We start from the raw sequence: 18496 nt of genomic DNA, 5'->3' as shown, positions 1-18496 counted from the left end.
CTCAGCCACCGAACGCCTGCAGGATCTTGATGGCGGCCGGTCCGATGACGACCACGAACAGCGCCGGGAAGATACAGAAGATCATCGGAAAGAGGATCTTCACCGGCACCTTCTGCGCCAGCTCCTCCGCCCGCTGCCGGCGCCGCACCCGCATCTCGGCCGACTGCTGCCGCAGCACCTTGCCCATCGGGATGCCCAGCGTGGTGGCCTGCACGACCGCGGACGCGAAGGCCCGCAACTCGGTCACGTTGGTGCGCGCCGCCATCTCCCGCAACGCGTCGACCCGCGACCGGCCGATCTGCATCTCGTGCAGCACCCGGGCGAACTCACCGACCATCGGCCCGCGCCCGTTGCGCACCACCTGCGCGAGCGCCGCCTCGAAACCCAGCCCGGCCTCGACCGTCACCACGAGGGTGTCCAGCACATCGGGCAGCGTACGCCGGAGCAGCTCCTGCCGCTCCTGAGCGAGATGGAGCACGAGCAGCGCGGGGGCGGCGTAACCGGCGGCAGCCCCGACCAGCGCCCACACGGGCCAGGTCAGCGGCGTCGCGAACAGCACCGCGAGCGCGAACGCCACCGCCGCGCCGACGACCACCAGCAGGCCTTGGTAGGCGATCACCTTGGGCACGCTGAGCCACGCGGGATTGCCGGCCTGGTCCAACCGCCGCGCCAGCCAGGCCGACACACCACCGCGACCCAGCGCCTGCCCGAGGGCGTACGCGGCGGGCGGGAGCGACACGCCGGCGGCGGGGTTGACCGCCTCGACCCCGGCGACCCGGTAGCCGCGGTCGGCCGTGTCGATGGTTCGGGTGACCGCCTCGTGCGGGTTGCCGGCGGTCAACGTGACGCCGACGACCGCGATCGCGGCGGCGATCGCGACCACCCCTACCAGCAGCAGCATGCTCAGACCTCGACCTTCAGCCAGCGGGACAGCCAGAACGCGCCGAGCGTCATCAGCACGACCGCGCCGACGAGCATGACCAGGCCCACGGTGGTGGTCCAGAGCACGCTGACGTAGTCGTGACTGACCAGCAGCATCCACCCGGCGATCACGATCGGCAAAGCGATCAGGAGGTACGCGGAGAGCCGGCCTTCGGCCGAGAGCGCGCGTACGTGGCGGTGGAGCCGGGCCCGTTCGCGGATCGTGTCCACAGTGGTCTCCAGTGTCTCCGCAAGGTTGCCACCGGTCTCGTGCTGGATCCGGATCGCGATAACGGCCCAGGCCAGGTCCTGACTGTCGGCCCGCACGGCGGCCCGCTCCAGCGCGTCCGCCAGGTCGGCGCCGAGCCGCACCTCGGACATCGCCCGGCCGAGCTCCACGGCGAGCGGACCGGGCGGGGCATCCCGCACGACGCCGTCCAGCGCCTGTGACAGCGAGAAGCCCGACCGCAGCGACCCGACGATCAGCGCCAGCGCGTCCGGCAGCTGGTCGGCGAACGCCTGCTTGCGGCGGCGCTCCAGCAACCGGGGATAGGCCATCGACAGCAGGAGACCGAGCAGGGCGCCGAGGAGGATCCCCAGCAGACCGAGCAGCAGGCCCAGCACGGCAGCGCCGACCACGACGGCGACGATCTGGATCTTCCGCCACTGGCCGGGTCGCAACGCGATGCCCGCGTCGTCGAGCCGCTTCGCCACCCGCTGGTCGTCGCCCGCCGCCCGGGCCAGGTTCGACACGGTGCCGGCGATGCCCGCGCCGGGCGGGACCGGCGCGCCGCCGGGTCCACCCCGGCCAGCCGTTCGGAAGCGCTGAACCTGGTCGAGGCGACGCTGCCGAGTGGTGCCGCCGGCTCCGAACACGACGAGCAGGATCGCCACCAGCAGGGCGCCGAAGATCAGCCCGCCCAGCGTGCCGGGTCCCATGCCGGCCAGGAACGATCCTGGGCCGCCACCGGCCGCCGCCGGGTCCGCCGGCGGTTCGGCGAACCGCACGTCCACGTCGGCAGTCGCCCGGTTGGCGCCCGATCCCGCACTGACGCGCACCGTCGCCGCGGCGCCGCCGAGCTCGACGGGCACTGCCACGGAGATGGTGGACAGCGCGGGCAGCGCGGCGGTGGCACGGACGGCGCTCGCCAGCGTGTCCGCCGTGGCCGCCCGCGAGCTGCCCCCGCTGGTGACGGCCAGCTGTCGCAGGTCGCCCAGCGGGCCCACGGTGACCACGTCGACCCGGTGGCCCGTCGGCGGCGGGGCGTTTCCGGACCCGCCGTCGCTCGGTGGGGCAGCGAGCAGCAACAGCCGGCGCTCGCCGCCGGCCGGGCCCAGGGTCCCGGCGACGCGCAACGCGGCCCCCAGGTCGGCGTCGGCGCCCGCGGGCAGGTCGGAGACCCCGGTCCGGAACGCGGCCCGATCCCGCGTGGGCCGCACGGCGACCACGGGCGGGTCGGCCGCGACGACCAGGCCGAGCGCGACGTCCGCCGGCACGGCCCCGGCCAGCGCGACCAATGCGTCGGTGCTCGAATCGAGGCCGGGTTCGACCACGACGGTCAGGGAGCGCACGGGTACCGGCGCGCCGGGCACGGCGCCGGACTGGACGGCGGCGGGGAGCGCATGGCCGTCGACGGAGACGGTCACGGGCGGGATCCGGCCATTGACGCCGCCCGGCAGCGCCGCCACCAACCGGACCTGGCCAGGGCGCACGTCGGCCACCGACACCGCGAGTGTGCTGTCCGCATGCGCCGGCGACGCGGCCAGCAGCACCGCCGCGAGGGCGCCGGTGACCACCGCCACCAGCCGCCGGGTCACCACGGCGCGCCCTCGAAGACGCTGGCCGGCACCGGGATGCCGCTGTCGGCCAGCGTGTCGAGGAACCGCGGCCGCAGGCCCGTCCAGCGCAGCGTGCCCCGGTGCCGGCCGTGCTCGTCGAAGCCGGCCCGATGGTCGAAGACGAACAGGTCCTGCAGCGTGACGACGTCGCCCTCCATGCCGACCACTTCGGAGATGTGCGTGACGCGTCGTGCGCCGTCGCGCATGCGGTCCTGGTGGATGATCACGTCGATCGCCGAGGCGAGCTGTTCGCGGATGGCCCGCACCGGCAGCTCGAGGCCCGCCATCATGGCCATGGTCTCGAGCCGGGCGAGCGAGTCCCGCGGCGCGTTGGCGTGCACCGTCGTCAACGATCCATTGTGGCCGGTGTTCATCGCCTGCAACATGTCGAGCGCGGCGCCGTCACGGACCTCGCCGACCACGATCCGGTCCGGGCGCATCCGCAGCGCGTTGCGGACCAGGTCCCGAATCTTGATCTCACCGCGGCCCTCGATGTTGGGCGGGCGGGCCTCGAGCCGCAGCACGTGGTCCTGGCGGAGCTGCAGCTCGGCGGCGTCCTCGATGGTGACGATCCGCTCGTTGGCCGGGATGAACCCGGACAGCACGTTGAGTGTCGTCGTCTTGCCCGAGCCGGTGCCGCCACTGATCACCACATCCAGGCGGCCGCGTACGCACGCGTACAGCAGCTGGGCGACCTCCTGGGTCAGCGTGCCGAAGCTGATCAGATCGTCGACCGTGAACGCCTCGCGCGCGAACTTGCGGATGGTCAGCATGGAGCCGTCCAGCGCGATCGGCGGGAGCACGACGTTGACCCGGCTGCCGTCGGGCAGGCGGGCATCCACCATCGGGCTGGCCTCGTCGACGCGCCGCCCGACCCGCCACACGATCCGGTCGATGACCCGGCGCAGGTGGTCCTCGTCGACGAACGCGGCGTCGACCTGGTGGATCTGACCGAACCGCTCCACGAAGATGCGGTTCGGCCCGTTGACCATGATCTCGGTGATGTCGGGGTCGCGCAGCAGCGGCTCGACCGGGCCGTGACCCAGGATCTCGTCGATCAGCTCGGCGGCGACGCGGGCTGGGTCGGCCACCGCCAGCGGCGAGTCGTCCCGGGCCAGCACGTCGTTGATGGTCTCCCGGACCTTCTGCTCGAGCGCCTGGTCGCCGGTGCGCTGGTCGTAGAGCTGGGGACCGAGGATCGACAGCAGCTCGCGGTGCACGCGCACCCGCAGAGCGGCCGCGGAACCCGCGCCGTTGCGGATCGGCCAGGTGCCGCTGTCGCCGCCGGCGTGGTGCCGCTGGGTGAGCCGGTCGGTCAGGCTCATCGCCCACCCGCCCGGCCGGCCCGCGCCCGCTGCCACCGACCGCCGCGGCCCGCGGCCTGCTGGGCGATCGCACCGTTCGCCAGGTCCCGGATCGCCTTGCTGACGGGATGCGTCGGCTTCTCGACGACGATCGGCCGACCGCGGTTAATCGCGATGGGCACGTCGCGGCTCGACGGGATGTGGCCGTTGATGCGGCTCTGCAGCACGCGTTCGATGTCGGCGCCGGAGAGGCCGACCTTCGCGTCGCTGCGGTTGAGCACGACCAGGCGGTTGTCCTGGCCGAGGCCGAGCAGGTCGAGCATGTCCATGGCGATCCGCAGGTTCTTCAGCGCCGGCACGTCTGGCGTCGCCACCAGGACGTGCACGTCGGTCACGTCCAGCGCGGCCAGGACACCTTCGGTGAAGTGGGCGGGCGTGTCGATGACGACGTAGTCGGCCATCGTGCGGACCGCGGCCAGCACCGAGACGACCAGGTCGCGGTCGATCCGTTCGGCCTCGGTCGGACCGACGGGAGCGAGCAGCACGTCGACACCCGGGGCGTACGACGTCAGCAGTGCCCGGACCAGGCCGGGGTCGACCCGGTCCCGTGAGGCGACCAGGTCCGCGATCCCGCGGTCGGGCGAGAGCTGAAGCATGATCCCGACGTCGCCGAACGCGAGGTCCAGATCGACCAGGCAGACCCGCCGCCGGCCGCCGTCGGCGAGGCAGACGGCGAGGTTGGTGGCCAGCGTCGACTTGCCACAGCCACCCTTGGCCGAGAAGACCGTGACGATCTTGGCTTCGGCCGGTGGGGCCGCCACCGGTGCGACCGCTCCGGTCAGCTGCCGGGACACCTCCAGCGACCGGCTGCAGGCCGTCCGCACGGCGGTGGCGTCGTGCGCGTCGACCGCCTCCCGCACGCCGGCGCGGAGCGCCTGCGTCATCGTCTCCATGTCCAGCCGTTCGCGGAGCAGGACCACCCCGAGGGCGGGTCGCTGCAGCCGTTGCTGCGCCGCGACTTCCAGCGCGACCGAGGTGGGCGCGCTCGGGCCGAAGACGACCAAGGGCTCGGCGGGCAGGTCGACCAGCAGCCGCTGCAGATCCGCGAGCTGCCCGACGGCGTGCACGTTCCCGCCCAGCAATGCGGCCAGATGCGCCGACCACTGCCGGTTCGGCTCGAAGAGGATGGTCATCTCATCCCGCCTTCCCGAAGAGGGATCCGTTGTCGACGCCGCGGTCCGGGCGGACGTCGGACGAGTCGCCCAGCAGGCCCACGTTGAGGAGACCGCCCAGCGCGGTCGCGTGCGCCAGGATCTCCGCCTGCCGCTGGTCGAGCGCGAACGTGATCGCCACGTCGCCCCCGCCGGTGGTGGCGGTGGCCGGCCGCGCCACCTCACCGTCGCCCTCGCCGGCGGCGGCGCCCACCGAGATCACCTCGATGTCGGTCATCAGCAGGCGGGTGACGTTGTTGACGTCGCGACCGCGCTCCAGGCCGCTGCCGGACACCTCGTCGAGCTTGCCCACGGCGACCGGCGTGTAGGTGTAGAAGATCGCGACGCGGGTGCCGGCCCGCACGGCGCCGGGGCCGAACACCGCCGACTTGACCTTCGCGGAGATCGCCAGTTTGCCGTCAGGGATCGCCAGGCCGGAGCGGTTGACCGCGGTGCCGAACATCGTGCGCATCAGCAGCTGTCCCCGCTGCACGGCGGCCGTGGTGACCAGCGCGTCGAGGTCACCCTCGACCGTGGCCAGCGTGTCGTCCGGTACCGTCTCGGCCGGCATCCGAGTCTGGCGGAGGTAGCCACCGTCCCGCAGCGCACGTCCGTTGGTGCCCGCCGGGATCAGCTTCTCGGCGACCAGCACGGTGCGCGCCTGCTTGCCCGCGACGGCCCGGTTGTCGGCCGACCGCACGTAGAGCAGGACGGCGCCGGCCCCGACCGCCGCCAGGACGACGGCGGCGAGCACCGCGATGATGCGTCGGTTCATCTGTGGTCTATCCCCTTGTCGCGGTCAGCCGATGAGTGCGGTGATCTGTGCGCCGAGGTCCGGCCCGCCGACCGTGCCTCCGCCGGGCACCAGCGCCCGGGTGAAGAAGCCGAATACGCAGAAGTCCACGCCGTCGTCGCACGTCGTGATGCGTGGCGACGGGACCGCCGAGTCGGGCAGCTGCCAGCCGGTCACGACGAACGCCGCGATGCCGCGGACGGTGTAGTCGCCGGCGGCACTGACCGCCGAGAAGATCGGCACCGCCACCGGCCGGCCGGGCTCGCCGACCAGCGATTCGAGTGCCGGGAGGCAGGCCGTCGGCCGCTCGGTCGGATCCGTCACCCGCAACTGCGCGCCGGCCGACGTCGCCGTGCGGCAGGTCGCGTCGGCGCCGGCCACCCACCGGAAACCGCCCGGGTCGCCGGCCCCGGCACCCGCCCGGCCGCAGGCGGCGGGATCGGTGTCGGCGAACAGCGGGATGGCCTGCTCCGCGCTGGGCAGCGCCCCGCCGTCGGTCATCCGTTGCCAGTCACACGTCGAGACGGTCAGCGCGAGCGCGCGGGCGGCAGCGGGTGACCCCCAGGTGACCCGGGCACACGCCGTCACCGCCGCGCCGTCGAAGCCGTCGACGACCGCCTGCGCGAAGACGGGCGGCAGCAGCGTCGAGCCGTCGGCCCGCAGGATGCTGGTGTGCACCTCGGCGTAGGCGCCGGTCTCGGGCGCCGGCTGGGCACAGGCGCCGGCGCCGGCCGGAGGCGGGCATTCGGCCAGGCCCTCCCCACGGCCGCAGACCACCGCCGTCGCCGCGCCGTCGGGGACGTTCTCCTGTGCGTACGCGATGGCGGTGTCGCCACTGTCCGCGCCACCGCAAGCGGCGGCGCTGGTCGCGCAGGTCCGGGCCACCTCGACGGCGGCGGCGTCGGCGCCGGTCTGGAGTTGTTTACGCGCCACCGCGATGAGCCCTATGTCGAGGACGAGCGCGCAGACGCCGAGCGCGACGCCGAAGCCGAAGAACACCGCCACGACGGCGCCAACGGCCCCCCGGTCGCCTCGGCGATCCAGATGGCGGAGGCGGTTCAGGAGCACGGCATGACTCCGTGGCCGGTCAGCTCGACGGTGCCGCCGAGCCCGCCGCCGCCCAGCAGGGACACGAAGGCACCCACCGGGGTGACGAACTCGAAGGGGTACGTGACGGTCACGTCGGCATCGGTCGAGCCGGTCGCGGAGAGCGCGCAGACCTCGGCCGCGATACGGGCCTCGGTGCCGGCGATCTCGCGAATCCGGGTGTCGGGGCGCTCGCCGAACGACGCTATCCGGGCGCCTTGCTGCGCCGCTTCCGTGGCATTCATCTGGGCGTTGAGCATCCGTCCGAAATCGATGATCCCGAAGATCAGCAGTAGCAGGATCGGGAAGACGAGGGCCGCCTCGACGGCCGCCGCTCCTCGATCACGCCGCCGCCTGGCGAGGCCCGACCGACGACGGCCGGCCGGGGCCTCACCTGCGCGGACTACCCTTCGCGACACGTGTCCGTGGGAGCGACCTTGTCGCACGCCTTGTCGAAGGTGCGGGCGATCGACGGGCCGAAGACGGCGAGGACGACGATGAGCGCCGCGACGATGAACCCCAGAACCAGCGCGTACTCGGTCGCGGTGGCGCCGCGGTCACGATCGCGCTGCATGGCGAACCGCTTGATCAGTTCGATCATCGGAAAAGACTCCATTGTGAGTGTCGGGACATGGCCGGGAACGCACATGAGTCTGTTTCGGGAAGAGATCTCTGTCAGTCCGTCGCTGGTCGATATCCCGACTGGATGATCGCTAGAAGTGGCCACACGACCACGACACGTTTGACGGAGGGCAAGAGTGACCGGTCGGCTACGTTTGGGCGACGAAGGTGACGGCCACCAGTGCGGCGGCTAGCATCGCCGGGCCGAATGGTGCCGACGCGCGGCGATCGGTGCGGCCCGTGGCCAGCAGGCCGAGCACCAGCGGCAGGTTCACGACCGGGGCCAGGACGACGCCGGCGACCACCGCTGACCAGCCGAACCACCCCAGATAGAGGCCGAGGGCCGCGCCCAGCTTGACGTCGCCGAAGCCGAGTTGGCCGCGCAGGACGATCGCCAGCAACGCGTAGAGCGCGCCGCAGGCCGTGGCGGCGGCCAGCGCGCGCAGCAGGGCGCCCGCGGTGCCCTCGACGACCGCCGCGAGACCGAGCAGCGCCAGCCCGCCACCCCCGAGCGCGCCGACCAACGGGTCGGGTAGCCGCAACACCCGCAGGTCGACGGCGGCCAGCGGGACCGCCAGGGCGCCGAGGAGGAGAAAGGCCGGCAGTTCGGCCGTCGGCCCGACGGCCCAGGCCAGCAGCGCCAGGGTCGCGGCGGTGACTGGCGCCAGGAGCAGGCGGCCGGGCCTCGGCGCGCGGCCGCACGTCGGGCACCGACCCGATGCCCGCCACCACCTCGGCCGGTCCGCGCCGCAGTGCGGGCAGGTGCGCCGCCAGGGTGGGGGGTGCTCCGCGTCCTCCGGCCAGGCGACCGCGTACCGGGAGATCAGGCCCGGTAGGAGGGTGCCCCAGGCCGCGCCGGTCAGGGCGGCGGCGACGAGAAGGAGCGGCAGCGACACGCGCGCATCGTAGTCAGCGGCGCCAGTCCTCGATGGCCGTGACGACGCCCCGGGCGAACTCGTCGACGACGGCCGGGATGCTGCTGGAGCGTTCGTACTCGGTGTCCCGCAGGACGCTCACCGTGTCGCCGACCCGCAGCACCACGACGCGGTTGACCTGGTCGCCGCCGATCGGGTTGCCGGGCAGGTCGGTCTGCGGCTGGATGAGGTCGATCCAGAGCGCCTCGTCGCCGACGCCCGGCATGGGCGCGGTGCGGACCCGGAAGTCGACGTCGTCCCGCCGGAACGTCTTGCACGACGTCAGGTCCGCACGCAGCCGGGTCAGGAACGACGCCGCGCCGTCGCCGGGGTAGGTCCGGATCGTCTGGAACAGCACGCCGTGCGGGATGCCTTCGGCCGGATCCTCGCGCCGGCGGTAGGTCGACCGCACCGCCGCGCCGGCCGCGGTCTCCCCCGCGCTGGCGAACTCGTCGCCGCACAGCCGCGGCAGCGCCTCCTCGACCTCCGCGTGGCCGCGCACCTCACCGGCCCGCATCGGCTCGGGCACGGCGAAGAAGGCCCGGACCGGGATCGTGGTGGGTACGCCCGGCGACGCCTGAGCGCTCGTCGGAGCGGCCGGGCTCGTGGGTGGCGGCGGGCTGGTCGGCGGGTTGCCGGTGCCGGCGCTGGAGCACCCGGCCACGGTCAGGACCGTCAGCAGGACGAGGGCACGTCGGCGGCTCATCGACCGATGGTGCCCGGCGCGCCGGTCGCGGAAACGTCCGGCGGGCCGGTGCTCTCCCGCTCGACCAGCTCGGCCGGCACCCGCTCGACCCGCGGGCTCGGCGACGGCGCCGACAGCGCCAGCGACATGGCCAGGGCGCCCATGTCGGCCAGCGGCAGCCGGATGGTGGTCAGGGCCGGCGTGACGTCGCGGGCGATCGGCATGTCGTCGAAGCCGATCACGCTGGCCCGCCGCCCGGCCCCCCGCAGGTGGGCCAGCGCACCGACGGCCATCGAGTCGTTGAGCGCCGCGATCGCGGTGATCCGCGGATGGGCGGCGAGCAGGTCGGCGGTGGCCGCGGCGCCGCTGTCGCGGTCGAAGTCGGCGTAGCAGACCTTCGGGGCGGGTCGGCCGTGCGCGCGGGCGGCCCGGCGGAGGCCGGTCAGCCGGTCCGTGGTGGTGGTCAGGTTGCGCGGGCCGGCGATGACGCCGATGTCGCGATGGCCGAGCGCGTAGAGGTGCTCGCCGGCCAGGAAGCCGCCGGCCTCGTTGTCGGGGACGACGGCGTCACCGGCCCGGTCGTGCCGGCCGATCACCGCGACCCGCCCGCCGGACAGCTCGTAGGCCCGCAGCTTGCCGCGCAGCGCCCGGGCGAACCCGGCGTCGTGGTAGCCCGAACCGGCCAGCACCATCGCCGCCACCTGGTGGGCCCGGAGCAGCTCGACGTAGTCGAGCTCGCGGGCCGGGTCGCGGTAGGTGTTGCAGATGATCACCAGCCGGCCGTCGGTGGTGGCGACGCGTTGCAGGCCGCGGGTGATCTCGGCGAAGTAGGGGTCGGAGACGTCGTGGACGACGACGCCGACGGCCGTGCGCTCGGAGCGGGCGAGCTGGCGGGCGTGCGCGTTGGGCACGTAGTGCAGATCGGCCACGGCCGCCTCGACCCGGTCGCGCAGGGCCGCGCTGACCGGCTTGCTGCTGCCGTTGATGATGCGCGAGGCGGTCGCCGTCGAGACGCCCGCCCGGCGCGCGACGTCGTCCAGCGTGGCCACGCCGAGATCATACGGGAAAGCCCTTGCCTAGGCCCATCGACATCGATACGTTGCTCGGGAAAGCGCTTACCTCGGGAGGTTGCTCGTGGATCGCAGACCAGTCGGCATCGTCCTCAACGGGGTGACGGGGCGGATGGGCTACCGGCAGCATCTGGTGCGCTCGCTGCTCGCGATCCGCGAGGCCGGCGGCCTGCCGTTGCGCGACGGGACGCGGCTGTGGCCCGAGCCCGTGCTGGTCGGCCGCGACGACGGCAAGCTCCGCGCGATCGCCCAGCGGCACGGCCTCACCGAGTGGACCACCGACCTGGGCGCCGCGCTGGCCCGCCCCGACGTCGAGATCTACTTCGACGCCCAGGTGACCAACGCCCGCGAGAAGGCGATCCGCGCGGCGGTGGCGGCGGGCAAGCACGTCTACACCGAGAAGCCGACCGCCGGCGACCTGGCCGGCGCGGTCGAGCTCGCCCGGCTGGCCGACGCCGCCGGCGTCAAGCACGGCGTCGTGCAGGACAAGCTCTTTCTGCCGGGCCTGCGCAAGCTCGACCGTCTCGTCAAGGGCGGCTTCTTCGGCCGGGTGTTGAGCGTGCGCGGCGAGTTCGGCTACTGGGTGTTCGAGGGCGACTGGCAGCCGGCGCAACGTCCATCGTGGAACTACCGGTCGGCCGACGGCGGCGGCATCGTCGTCGACATGTTCCCGCACTGGCACTACGTGCTCGAGCAGATCTTCGGTCCGGTCCGCGCGGTCACCGCCCACATCACCACGCACATCCCCCAGCGGTGGGACGAGGCGGGCCAGCCCTACGAGGCGACCGCCGACGACGCGGCCTACGGCATCTTCGAGATCGAGGGCGGCATCGTCGCGCAGGTCAACTCCTCGTGGGCCGTCCGGGTCTACCGTGACGAGCTGGTCGAGTTCCAGGTCGACGGCACCGAGGGCAGCGCGGTGGCCGGCCTGCGCGAGTGCCGGGTGCAGCACCGCTCGACCACGCCCAAGCCCGTCTGGAACCCCGATCTCCCGGTCACCGAACGGTTCCGCGACCAGTGGCAGGTCGTCCCCGACAACGAGGAGTTCCGCAACGGCTTCCAGGAGCAGTGGGAGCTGTTCCTGCGCCACGTGGCCGAGGACGCCCCGTACGCCTGGGATCTGTGGGCCGGCGCCCGGGGCGTGCAGCTGGCCGAGCTGGGCGCCCGGTCGGCGCGCGAGGGCCGGCGGATGGAGATCCCGGAGCTGACCGCATGACCACCGTGGTCCTGCCCGACGGCCCGTTCACCTTCACCGGCGCCGGCGCGGCCTGGGCGACGCCGGGGGCGCCGTTCACGAGCCGGGTGGCCTACGCGGCGGCGCACGTGGTCGCCGACCCACGGGCCGACAACACACCGGGCACGAAGGCCGCCCTCGACTGGGACGCCACGCTCGCCTTCCGCCACCACCTCTGGTCGCACGGCTTCGGGGTGGCGGAGGCGATGGACACCGCGCAGCGCGGCATGGGCCTCGACTACGCGGCGACCCGCGAGCTGATCCGCCGCTCCACCGCCGCGGCGACCGGGCCGATCGTCGCGGGCGTCGCAACGGACCAGCTGCCGCCCGGCCCGACGACCCTCGACGAGGTCCGCAAGGCCTACGCCGAGCAGCTCGCCGACGTCGAGGCGGCCGGCGCGACGCCGGTGCTGATGTGCAGCCGCCACCTCGCCGCCACCGCCCGGCACGCCGACGACTACCTCGACGTCTACGCGGAGCTGCTGCGCCAGGCGGCCGGGCCGGTGGTGCTGCACTGGCTGGGCGAGATGTTCGACCCGGCGCTGGCCGGCTACTGGGGCGCCGACCCGGTCGCCACGGTGCTCGAGCTGATCGGCGCGCACGCGGCCAAGGTCGACGGCATCAAGGTGTCGCTGCTCGACGAGGCGTTCGAGGTCGACCTGCGGCGCCGGCTGCCCGCCGGGGTGCGGCTCTACACCGGTGACGACTTCCACTACCCCGCGCTCATCAAGGGCGACGGCGACGGCTACTCCGACGCGCTGCTGGGTATCTTCGCCGCGATAGCGGCCCCGGCGGCGGCGGCGCTGCAGGCCCTCGACGCTGGCGACGAAGCCGGCTACGACGACATCTTCGGGCCGACCGTGCCGCTGGCCCGCCACGTCTTCGGCGCGCCCACCTTCTACTACAAGACCGGCATCGTGTTCCTGGCCTGGCTCTCGGGCCATCAGAGCCACTTCACGATGGTCGGCGGGCTGCAGAGCGGCCGCTCCCCCGGCCACCTGGCCACGCTGATCCGGCTGGCCGACGCCGCCGGCGTGCTGCCCGACGCCGACCTCGCCGCCGGTCGCGCCCGGGCCTGGGCCACCACCGTGGGGGTGCGGCCGTGAGCGAGCGGTTCGCCCTCAACTCGGCCACCACGAAGCACTGGCCGCTGCCCGACCTGGTGGCCGGTTGTGTGCGGGCCGGCGTGCGCGGCGTCGGCCTGTGGCGCGAGGAGACGGCCGCGTTCGGCCTGGAGAAGACCGCGGCTCTCGTACGCGACGCGGGCCTGTCCGTCACCTCGCTGTGCCGGGGTGGTTTCTTCGCCGACCCGGGCTGGCTCGACGACAACCGCCGGGCGATCGACGAGGCGGCGACGCTCGGCGCGCCGGTGCTGGTGCTGGTCTCCGGCGGCCTCCCCGAGGGCAGCCGCGACCTGGACGGCGCCCGCGCCCACGTCGGCGACGCGATCGGCCAGCTGGTTCCGCACGCGCTGGCGGCCGGCGTACGCCTGGCGATCGAGCCGTTGCACCCGATGTTCGCCGCCGACCGCTGTGTGGTCTCCACCCTCGGCCAGGCCCTCGACCTGGCCGCGCCGCATCCGGTCGACGCGGTCGGTGTCGTGGTCGACACCTACCACCTGTGGTGGGACGACCAGGTCTGGGCCCAGATCGAGCGGGCCGGCCGCCAGCGCCGGATCGCCTGCTTCCAGGTCGCCGACTGGGTGACGCCGCTGCCGGCCGGCGTGCTGCTCGGCCGCGGCCTGCCCGGCGACGGCTGCGTCGACAACCGCCGGTTCCGCCGCGCGGTCGACGCCGCCGGCTGGACCGGCCCGGTCGAGGTCGAGGTGTTCTCCGCCGAGGTGTGGGCCCGGCCCGGCGACGAGGTGCTCGACGCGGCGCTGCGCGGCTACCGGGAGACGGTGGAGGGGTGACCGAGCTGACCGTCGGCGGCGTGCCGGTCGCGTCCTATGTGGTCGACCCGAAGGTCGACCGGATCCAGGGCCCGCGGCCCTACCTGCATCCCGTGCGGACGCTGGGCGGCACGCCGGTCACCGACTTCGCGCCCGACGACCACGTCTGGCACCTCGGCGTCTCGGTCGCGCTGCAGGACGTGGCCGGCGCCAACCTGTGGGGCGGCCGCACCTACGTCCGCGACCGTGGCTACACCTGGCTCGACGACCACGGGGCGATCGTCCACACCGGCTGGCTCCCCGCCGACGAGGGCCTGCGCCACACCATGGAGTGGCGCGACAAGGACGGCGCCGTGCTGCTGACCGAGGAGCGGCAGCTGCGCGCGACGCCGGCCGATCTCGGCTGGGTGCTGTCGGTCGACTTCACGCTGGCCGCGCGGCGGCCGATCGAGTTGGGCAGCCCGGCCACCAACGGGCGACCCGACGGCGCCGGCTACGGCGGCTTCTTCTGGCGGGCGGCGCCGGGCGAGACCCGGGTGTTCACCGCCGACGCGGCGGGCGAGGAGCACGTCAACGGCAGCACGGCGGAGTGGCTGGCGCTGACCGGGCCGGGGCCCTACACCCTCGTGTTCCAGGGTCTGGCCGGCGACGACCGGTGGTTCGTGCGGACCGGCATCTATCCGGGTGTCTGCGCCGCGCTGGCGTTCGCGCGCCCGCTGCCGGTCACGCCGGAGGCGCCGGTCGCCCGGCGCCTCACGGTGCTCGTCGCCGACGGTGCCCTCACCGCCGAGCAGGTGGCTACAGCTTGCCCGCGCCGGCCCCCGCGGTGACCCGGGCCGGTACGGTGGCAGCACTGTCCAAGGTGTATGGATAGTAGGTGCGCGGCTCGACCACGGTTCCGGCCACCTCGCACGGCCCGGAGTCGACGAACACGTTGGCCCGCTGGACGAGCCGCCCCGGCCCACTGTCGGCGTAGCCGCCGGCCGAGAAGCACGGGAACGGCACGCCGGAGAAATAGTTGCCCTCGACGAGCACGCCGCCGTTCATCGTCGACGCCACGCCGTAGAGCTCGTTGTCGAGGAAGTAGTTGTTGTAGACGTGCACCGGCTCCCCGAACCGGACCCGCGGGTGGCGCTGCCGGGAACGGTCGAAGAAGTTGTGGTGGATGGTCACCCGCAGGTGGCCGACGTCGCTGGACGCGGCGCCGTCCGAGTGGCTGACCAGCATGCTCTTGTCGGTGGCGGCGAAGTGGTTCCACGACACCGTCACGTAGTCGGCGCCCCGGACGATGTCGATCGACCCGTCGACCGGCGCGACGAACGTGTTGTGGTCGATCCAGATGTGGTGCGACTCCTGGCCGACGTTGACGGCGTCGTCCTCGGCGCCGACGAACGTCAGGTTGCGGACGATCACGTTGGACGAGCGGTAGAAGTCGAAACCACCGCCCGCGATGGTCGGCGCCGCCCCGATGCCGACGATCGTCTTGTTCGGCCGCACCCCCTGCTTGCTGCTGATCGTGATGCGCCCGGAGACCTGGATCGTCATGGGCCCGGTCGTGTCGATCGCGTCGAGCAGCTCGGCGGTCGTGTCGACCGTGACCGTCGGCCCGCCCGCCCCACCGGTCGTCCCGGAAAGGCCCAACGCCGCAACCGAGGCGAACCCGTCCGCCGCACCCGCCGGTGGCGGCTCCGTAGGCGGCACCGTCGGGGTGGGCGGTGCGGAGCCGACCGTTTCCACTACGACGTCGTCGAAGGCCGCGCCCGCGTAGTAGGTGGCCACCCCGGCCTGGCCGGCGGTGAAGCGGGTGTCGGAGGCGGAGACGAGCTCGGCGCCGTCCACCGCGGCCGACAGGCGCGAGCCGGCGACGGTCAAAGTGACCACATAGGACTGCCCGACGGTGACGGTCAACGGGGCTGTGTCGAGCGTCGTGGCCGTCCCGTTCACCAACCGCTTGAGCTCCACCGCGTTGGTGGACCGCAGCGCCACGTAGTAGTAGCTGGTCGCGGACTGCGCCCGGGCGACCACGGCCACGAACCGGTTGGCGCCGTTGAAGGCGGCCGGCGTCACCCGCGCCCGCACGGTGTAGTCCGTCCACGCCGCCGAACCGACCCGGGCCCGCGCGTCGCTGCTGAGCCCGGACTGGCGGTAGGCGCCGCCGGACACCGACCAGGAACCGCCCGAGGTGGACCAGCCGGCCGCGTCGCCGTCGGCGAAGTCGTCGCTCAGCAGCGGCGCCGCACTGGCCGAGCCGGCGACCAGCACGACACCCGCGACGACGGTCACCAGCGCGGTCAGCGCCGCACGGACGCGCATCACAACCTCCCCACGCCCGCGCCGGCCGTCACCGCGGACGGGACGGACGAGGCGGGGCTCAGCGTGTAGGAGTAGTAGGCGGACGGCTCCTGCACCGCTCCCCCGGCCTCGCACACGCCGGAGTTGACGAACGCGTTGCCGCGCTGCACCAGCCGGCCCGGACCGCTGTCGGCGTAGCCACTGACGGAGTGGCACGGGAAGGCCACGTTCTCGAAGTAGTTGCCCTCCACCACGAGACCGGCGTTCTCGGTGGACGCGACGCCGTACAGGCCGATGTCGCGGTAGTAGTTGTTGTAGACGTGCACCGGCTCGCCGAAGCGCGCCCGTGGATGCCGCTGGTTGGCGCCGTCGAAAAGGTTGTGGTGATAGGTCACCTTGAGATAGCCGACATCCGCCGGGTACGAGTCGGAGTGGCCGAGCAGCATCGACTTGTCGGTGCCCGTGAACCGGTTCCACGACACCGTCACGAACGTCGACTGCCGCTTGACGTCCACCGAGCCGTCGAAGCCCGGCAGGAACTCGTTGTGGTCGATCCAGACGTGGTGTGCGGCGTTGGTGACGCTGATCGAGTCGTCCGAGGCGTCGCTGAACCGGATGTTCCGGATGATCACGTTGTTGCCGGGCCGCGTGGTCGTGCCGAGCTGCAGACCCCCACCGGTGATCTCGGCAGTGCTGCCCACGCCGATGATGCTCTTGTTGGCCACCACGGTCACCATGTCGTCAATGGCGATCCGACCGGAAACCATGATGGTGTACGGAGTCGGCGCGCCGGCAAATTCGGCGAGCGCCGCGGCCGTCGTCACCGTGACCGTCGGACCGCCCGCCCCGCCGGTCGTGCCGGACAGTCCGAGCCCTGCGACGCTGGCGAAGCCGTCGGGCCGGCCGGGCAGCGGCGGCGGCGGCGGTGGCGTCGTCGGGCCGCCGGTCGGCGTGGCGGTCGGCGTGGCGGTCGGCGTCGGGTCCGGCCCGGCGCCCGTGAACACCGACACGTCGTCGAAGACCGCGCCCGCATAGGAGGCGACCAGCCCGATCCGGCCGCGTCCGAACGTGCTGTCCGTGGCGGCCACCAGCTCCTGCCCCCCGACCGCGCCGCGCAGCGCGGACCCGGCCACGGTGAGCGTCAACTGGTAGGCGGTGCCGGGCGTCACCCCGGTCGCCGCCGACGACAGCACGGTGACGCTACCGCCGGACACCCGGCGCAGCTCGACCCGCCCCGCGCCGACCAGCACGAGCGAGTAGAACGTGGTGGTGTTCTGGGCCCGCGCCACGACCCCGACCGATCGTGCCGAGGAGCCGAACGCGACCGGGGTCACCGTGGCCCGCACGGCATAGTCGGCCCACGTCGTGGAGCCCGCCTGCGCCTTGGCGTCCGCGCCGGTGCTCGACTGCCGGTAGGCGCCGCCGGCCACCGACCAGGATCCGCCGGAGGTCGACCAGCCCGACGCGTTGCCGTCGGCGAAGTCGTCGCCGAACAGCGTCGCCGCCTGCGCGGCCGACGACAGCAGCACACCGACCAGCGCGGCCGCGCCGAGCGCGGCGATGACGGCTCGTCTCATCAGCCACTCACCTTTCCGACGCCGGCGCCGGCCGGCACGATCGTGGGCACGGCCGCCGCGGCGTCCGCCGTGTAGGGATAGACCGAGCGCGGGTCGGTGACCGTGCCGCGCGTCTCGATCGCGTGGTTGCAGTCGACGAGGATGTTGTCGCGCTCGACCAGGCGGCCCAACGGCCCGCTGAAGTCGACCCGTCCGGGGTTGTTGACGCTGTAGAAGTAGTTGCCCTCCACGTACAGCCCGGAGTTGTTCGTCGAGGCGACCCCGTAGCTGTTGTCGCGGTAGTAGTTGTTGAACACGTGCACCAGCGGCGCGAACCGCACGCGCGGGTTGCGCTGGTCGGACCCGTCGAAATAGTTGTGGTGGTAGGTCGTCCGCAGCCGGCCGGTGTCCTGGGCCGCGTTGTCGTCGTCGTGGCCGAGCAGGGTGGTCTTGTCGTGGTCGTGGAACCTGTTCCAGGACACGGTGACGAGGTCGGAGCCGCGTTTGATGTCGACCGCGCCGTCGTCGCCGTTGGACAGGTCGTTGTGGTCGATCCAGATGTGGTGGCTGAACATCTGCACGTTGATCAGGTCGTCGGTCGCGCCGGTGATGGACAGGTTCCGGATGATCACGTTGTGCACGGCGTCGGCCGGTGGCGCGGTGACGTCGTCGTCGACCGGCAGGCCGATGGTGAGGCCGCCGCCGACCAACCGCCCGGTCGCGCCCAGGCCGACGATCGTCTTGTCGGAGGTGACGTTGTGCATGCCGTCGGTCCGGCCGGTCGGCAGCGTGATGGAGCCCGACACCTGGATGACGTACGGGCCGGGCCGGGCGATGTGGTCGAGGAAGGCGGCGGTGGTGGAGACCGTCACCACGGGACCGCCCGCGCCGCCGGTGGTGGTCGCCTGGCCGTAGCCGGCGACCGCGGCGAAGCCGACCGGCCCGGTGGCCGCCGCCGCGGTCGGCGTCAGGGTGGTGGCCACGAGCAGCGCGGCGCCGGCGGCCGCCGCGAGCCGGATGGGTGTGCGCATGCGTCCTCCAGACGGTGGCGGGTGGCGGGGCGGCCGCGAGGGCCGCCC

18 protein-coding genes are annotated in these 18496 nt (G+C 73.2%); 4 read left to right on the top strand and 14 right to left on the bottom strand.

Annotated elements, in window-relative coordinates:
* Window position 1: 1 nt before the first annotated feature.
* From O7635_RS18890 to O7635_RS18840, 11 genes are all read right to left on the bottom strand, one after another.
* Window positions 2-901 (bottom strand): type II secretion system F family protein, encoded by a 900-nt coding sequence (locus tag O7635_RS18890; RefSeq protein ID WP_278081762.1) that lies wholly within the window; start codon window positions 899-901, stop codon window positions 2-4.
* 2 nt (window positions 902-903) lie between these two features.
* Entirely contained in the window at window positions 904-2739 is a 1836-nt protein-coding gene (locus tag O7635_RS18885) for a type II secretion system F family protein (RefSeq protein WP_278081761.1), read from the bottom strand.
* Window positions 2736-4085: a CpaF family protein gene (locus O7635_RS18880; protein ID WP_278081760.1), complete on the bottom strand. Its 1350-nt coding sequence runs from the start codon at window positions 4083-4085 to the stop codon at window positions 2736-2738. The genes O7635_RS18885 and O7635_RS18880 overlap by 4 nt, the downstream gene beginning before the upstream one ends.
* Window positions 4082-5257, bottom strand: coding sequence for a P-loop NTPase (locus O7635_RS18875; protein WP_278081758.1), 1176 nt, complete (start codon window positions 5255-5257; stop codon window positions 4082-4084). Before O7635_RS18875 ends, O7635_RS18880 begins: the two co-directional genes overlap by 4 nt.
* Window position 5258: 1 nt before the next feature.
* Window positions 5259-6050: an RcpC/CpaB family pilus assembly protein gene (locus tag O7635_RS18870; RefSeq protein ID WP_278081757.1), complete on the bottom strand. Its 792-nt coding sequence runs from the start codon at window positions 6048-6050 to the stop codon at window positions 5259-5261.
* 24 nt (window positions 6051-6074) lie between these two features.
* On the bottom strand, window positions 6075-7073 hold the full coding sequence (locus O7635_RS18865; protein ID WP_278081756.1) for a pilus assembly protein TadG-related protein: 999 nt from the start codon (window positions 7071-7073) through the stop codon (window positions 6075-6077).
* 53 nt (window positions 7074-7126) lie between these two features.
* Entirely contained in the window at window positions 7127-7573 is a 447-nt protein-coding gene (locus O7635_RS18860; protein WP_278081755.1) for a TadE/TadG family type IV pilus assembly protein, read from the bottom strand.
* Window positions 7558-7755, bottom strand: coding sequence for a hypothetical protein (locus O7635_RS18855; protein WP_278081754.1), 198 nt, complete (start codon window positions 7753-7755; stop codon window positions 7558-7560). Before O7635_RS18855 ends, O7635_RS18860 begins: the two co-directional genes overlap by 16 nt.
* Window positions 7756-7924: 169 nt before the next feature.
* Window positions 7925-8671: a prepilin peptidase gene (locus tag O7635_RS18850; protein WP_278081753.1), complete on the bottom strand. Its 747-nt coding sequence runs from the start codon at window positions 8669-8671 to the stop codon at window positions 7925-7927.
* A gap of 13 nt (window positions 8672-8684) precedes the next feature.
* Window positions 8685-9395 (bottom strand): hypothetical protein, encoded by a 711-nt coding sequence (locus O7635_RS18845; RefSeq protein ID WP_278081752.1) that lies wholly within the window; start codon window positions 9393-9395, stop codon window positions 8685-8687.
* The gene (locus tag O7635_RS18840; protein WP_278081751.1) at window positions 9392-10423 is read right to left on the bottom strand and encodes a LacI family DNA-binding transcriptional regulator; all 1032 of its coding nucleotides are present in this window, start codon (window positions 10421-10423) and stop codon (window positions 9392-9394) included. Before O7635_RS18840 ends, O7635_RS18845 begins: the two co-directional genes overlap by 4 nt.
* A gap of 85 nt (window positions 10424-10508) precedes the next feature.
* Here O7635_RS18840 and O7635_RS18835 point away from each other — a divergent pair, with 85 nt between their 5' ends.
* The 4 genes from O7635_RS18835 to O7635_RS18820 are packed head-to-tail and all read left to right on the top strand — an operon-like array spanning window position 10509 to window position 14399.
* Window positions 10509-11660, top strand: coding sequence for a Gfo/Idh/MocA family oxidoreductase (locus O7635_RS18835; RefSeq protein ID WP_278081750.1), 1152 nt, complete (start codon window positions 10509-10511; stop codon window positions 11658-11660).
* The gene (locus tag O7635_RS18830) at window positions 11657-12784 is read left to right on the top strand and encodes a DUF993 family protein (protein ID WP_278081749.1); all 1128 of its coding nucleotides are present in this window, start codon (window positions 11657-11659) and stop codon (window positions 12782-12784) included. Before O7635_RS18835 ends, O7635_RS18830 begins: the two co-directional genes overlap by 4 nt.
* Complete coding sequence (locus tag O7635_RS18825; protein WP_278081748.1) at window positions 12781-13590, top strand: sugar phosphate isomerase/epimerase family protein; 810 nt, start codon at window positions 12781-12783, stop codon at window positions 13588-13590. Before O7635_RS18830 ends, O7635_RS18825 begins: the two co-directional genes overlap by 4 nt.
* Window positions 13587-14399, top strand: a complete 813-nt coding sequence (locus O7635_RS18820) for a PmoA family protein (RefSeq protein WP_278081747.1) — start codon at window positions 13587-13589, stop codon at window positions 14397-14399. Before O7635_RS18825 ends, O7635_RS18820 begins: the two co-directional genes overlap by 4 nt.
* Here the strand turns inward: O7635_RS18820 and O7635_RS18815 are convergent.
* Genes O7635_RS18815 through O7635_RS18805 form a run of 3 tightly spaced genes read right to left on the bottom strand, consistent with a single transcriptional unit; the run spans window position 14368 to window position 18448 of the window.
* Window positions 14368-15882: a pectate lyase gene (locus O7635_RS18815; RefSeq protein ID WP_278081746.1), complete on the bottom strand. Its 1515-nt coding sequence runs from the start codon at window positions 15880-15882 to the stop codon at window positions 14368-14370. The genes O7635_RS18820 and O7635_RS18815 overlap by 32 nt on opposite strands.
* The gene (locus tag O7635_RS18810) at window positions 15882-17438 is read right to left on the bottom strand and encodes a pectate lyase (RefSeq protein WP_278081745.1); all 1557 of its coding nucleotides are present in this window, start codon (window positions 17436-17438) and stop codon (window positions 15882-15884) included. Before O7635_RS18810 ends, O7635_RS18815 begins: the two co-directional genes overlap by 1 nt.
* Complete coding sequence (locus O7635_RS18805; protein ID WP_278081744.1) at window positions 17438-18448, bottom strand: pectate lyase; 1011 nt, start codon at window positions 18446-18448, stop codon at window positions 17438-17440. The genes O7635_RS18810 and O7635_RS18805 overlap by 1 nt, the downstream gene beginning before the upstream one ends.
* Window positions 18449-18496: the final 48 nt, after the last annotated feature.

Origin of the sequence: Asanoa sp. WMMD1127 (genome assembly GCF_029626225.1) — a bacterium.
In the GTDB taxonomy this organism is placed as follows: domain Bacteria; phylum Actinomycetota; class Actinomycetes; order Mycobacteriales; family Micromonosporaceae; genus Asanoa.
Note: the sequence above shows the minus strand (reverse complement) of the source record. Positions and strands in the feature narration are given on the sequence as shown.

Bases quoted from the DNA above. Each gene is read 5' to 3' on its own strand.
- O7635_RS18830 (WP_278081749.1), top strand. From the start codon at position 11,657: ATGACCACCGTGGTCCTGCCCGACGGCCCGTTCACCTTCACCGGCGCC.
- O7635_RS18870 (WP_278081757.1), bottom strand. From the start codon at position 6,050: ATGAACCGACGCATCATCGCGGTGCTCGCCGCCGTCGTCCTGGCGGCG.
- O7635_RS18875 (WP_278081758.1), bottom strand. From the start codon at position 5,257: ATGACCATCCTCTTCGAGCCGAACCGGCAGTGGTCGGCGCATCTGGCC.
- O7635_RS18880 (WP_278081760.1), bottom strand. From the start codon at position 4,085: ATGAGCCTGACCGACCGGCTCACCCAGCGGCACCACGCCGGCGGCGAC.
- O7635_RS18805 (WP_278081744.1), bottom strand. From the start codon at position 18,448: ATGCGCACACCCATCCGGCTCGCGGCGGCCGCCGGCGCCGCGCTGCTC.
- O7635_RS18845 (WP_278081752.1), bottom strand. From the start codon at position 9,395: ATGAGCCGCCGACGTGCCCTCGTCCTGCTGACGGTCCTGACCGTGGCC.
- O7635_RS18815 (WP_278081746.1), bottom strand. From the start codon at position 15,882: ATGCGCGTCCGTGCGGCGCTGACCGCGCTGGTGACCGTCGTCGCGGGT.
- O7635_RS18810 (WP_278081745.1), bottom strand. From the start codon at position 17,438: ATGAGACGAGCCGTCATCGCCGCGCTCGGCGCGGCCGCGCTGGTCGGT.
- O7635_RS18855 (WP_278081754.1), bottom strand. From the start codon at position 7,755: ATGATCGAACTGATCAAGCGGTTCGCCATGCAGCGCGATCGTGACCGC.
- O7635_RS18890 (WP_278081762.1), bottom strand. From the start codon at position 901: ATGCTGCTGCTGGTAGGGGTGGTCGCGATCGCCGCCGCGATCGCGGTC.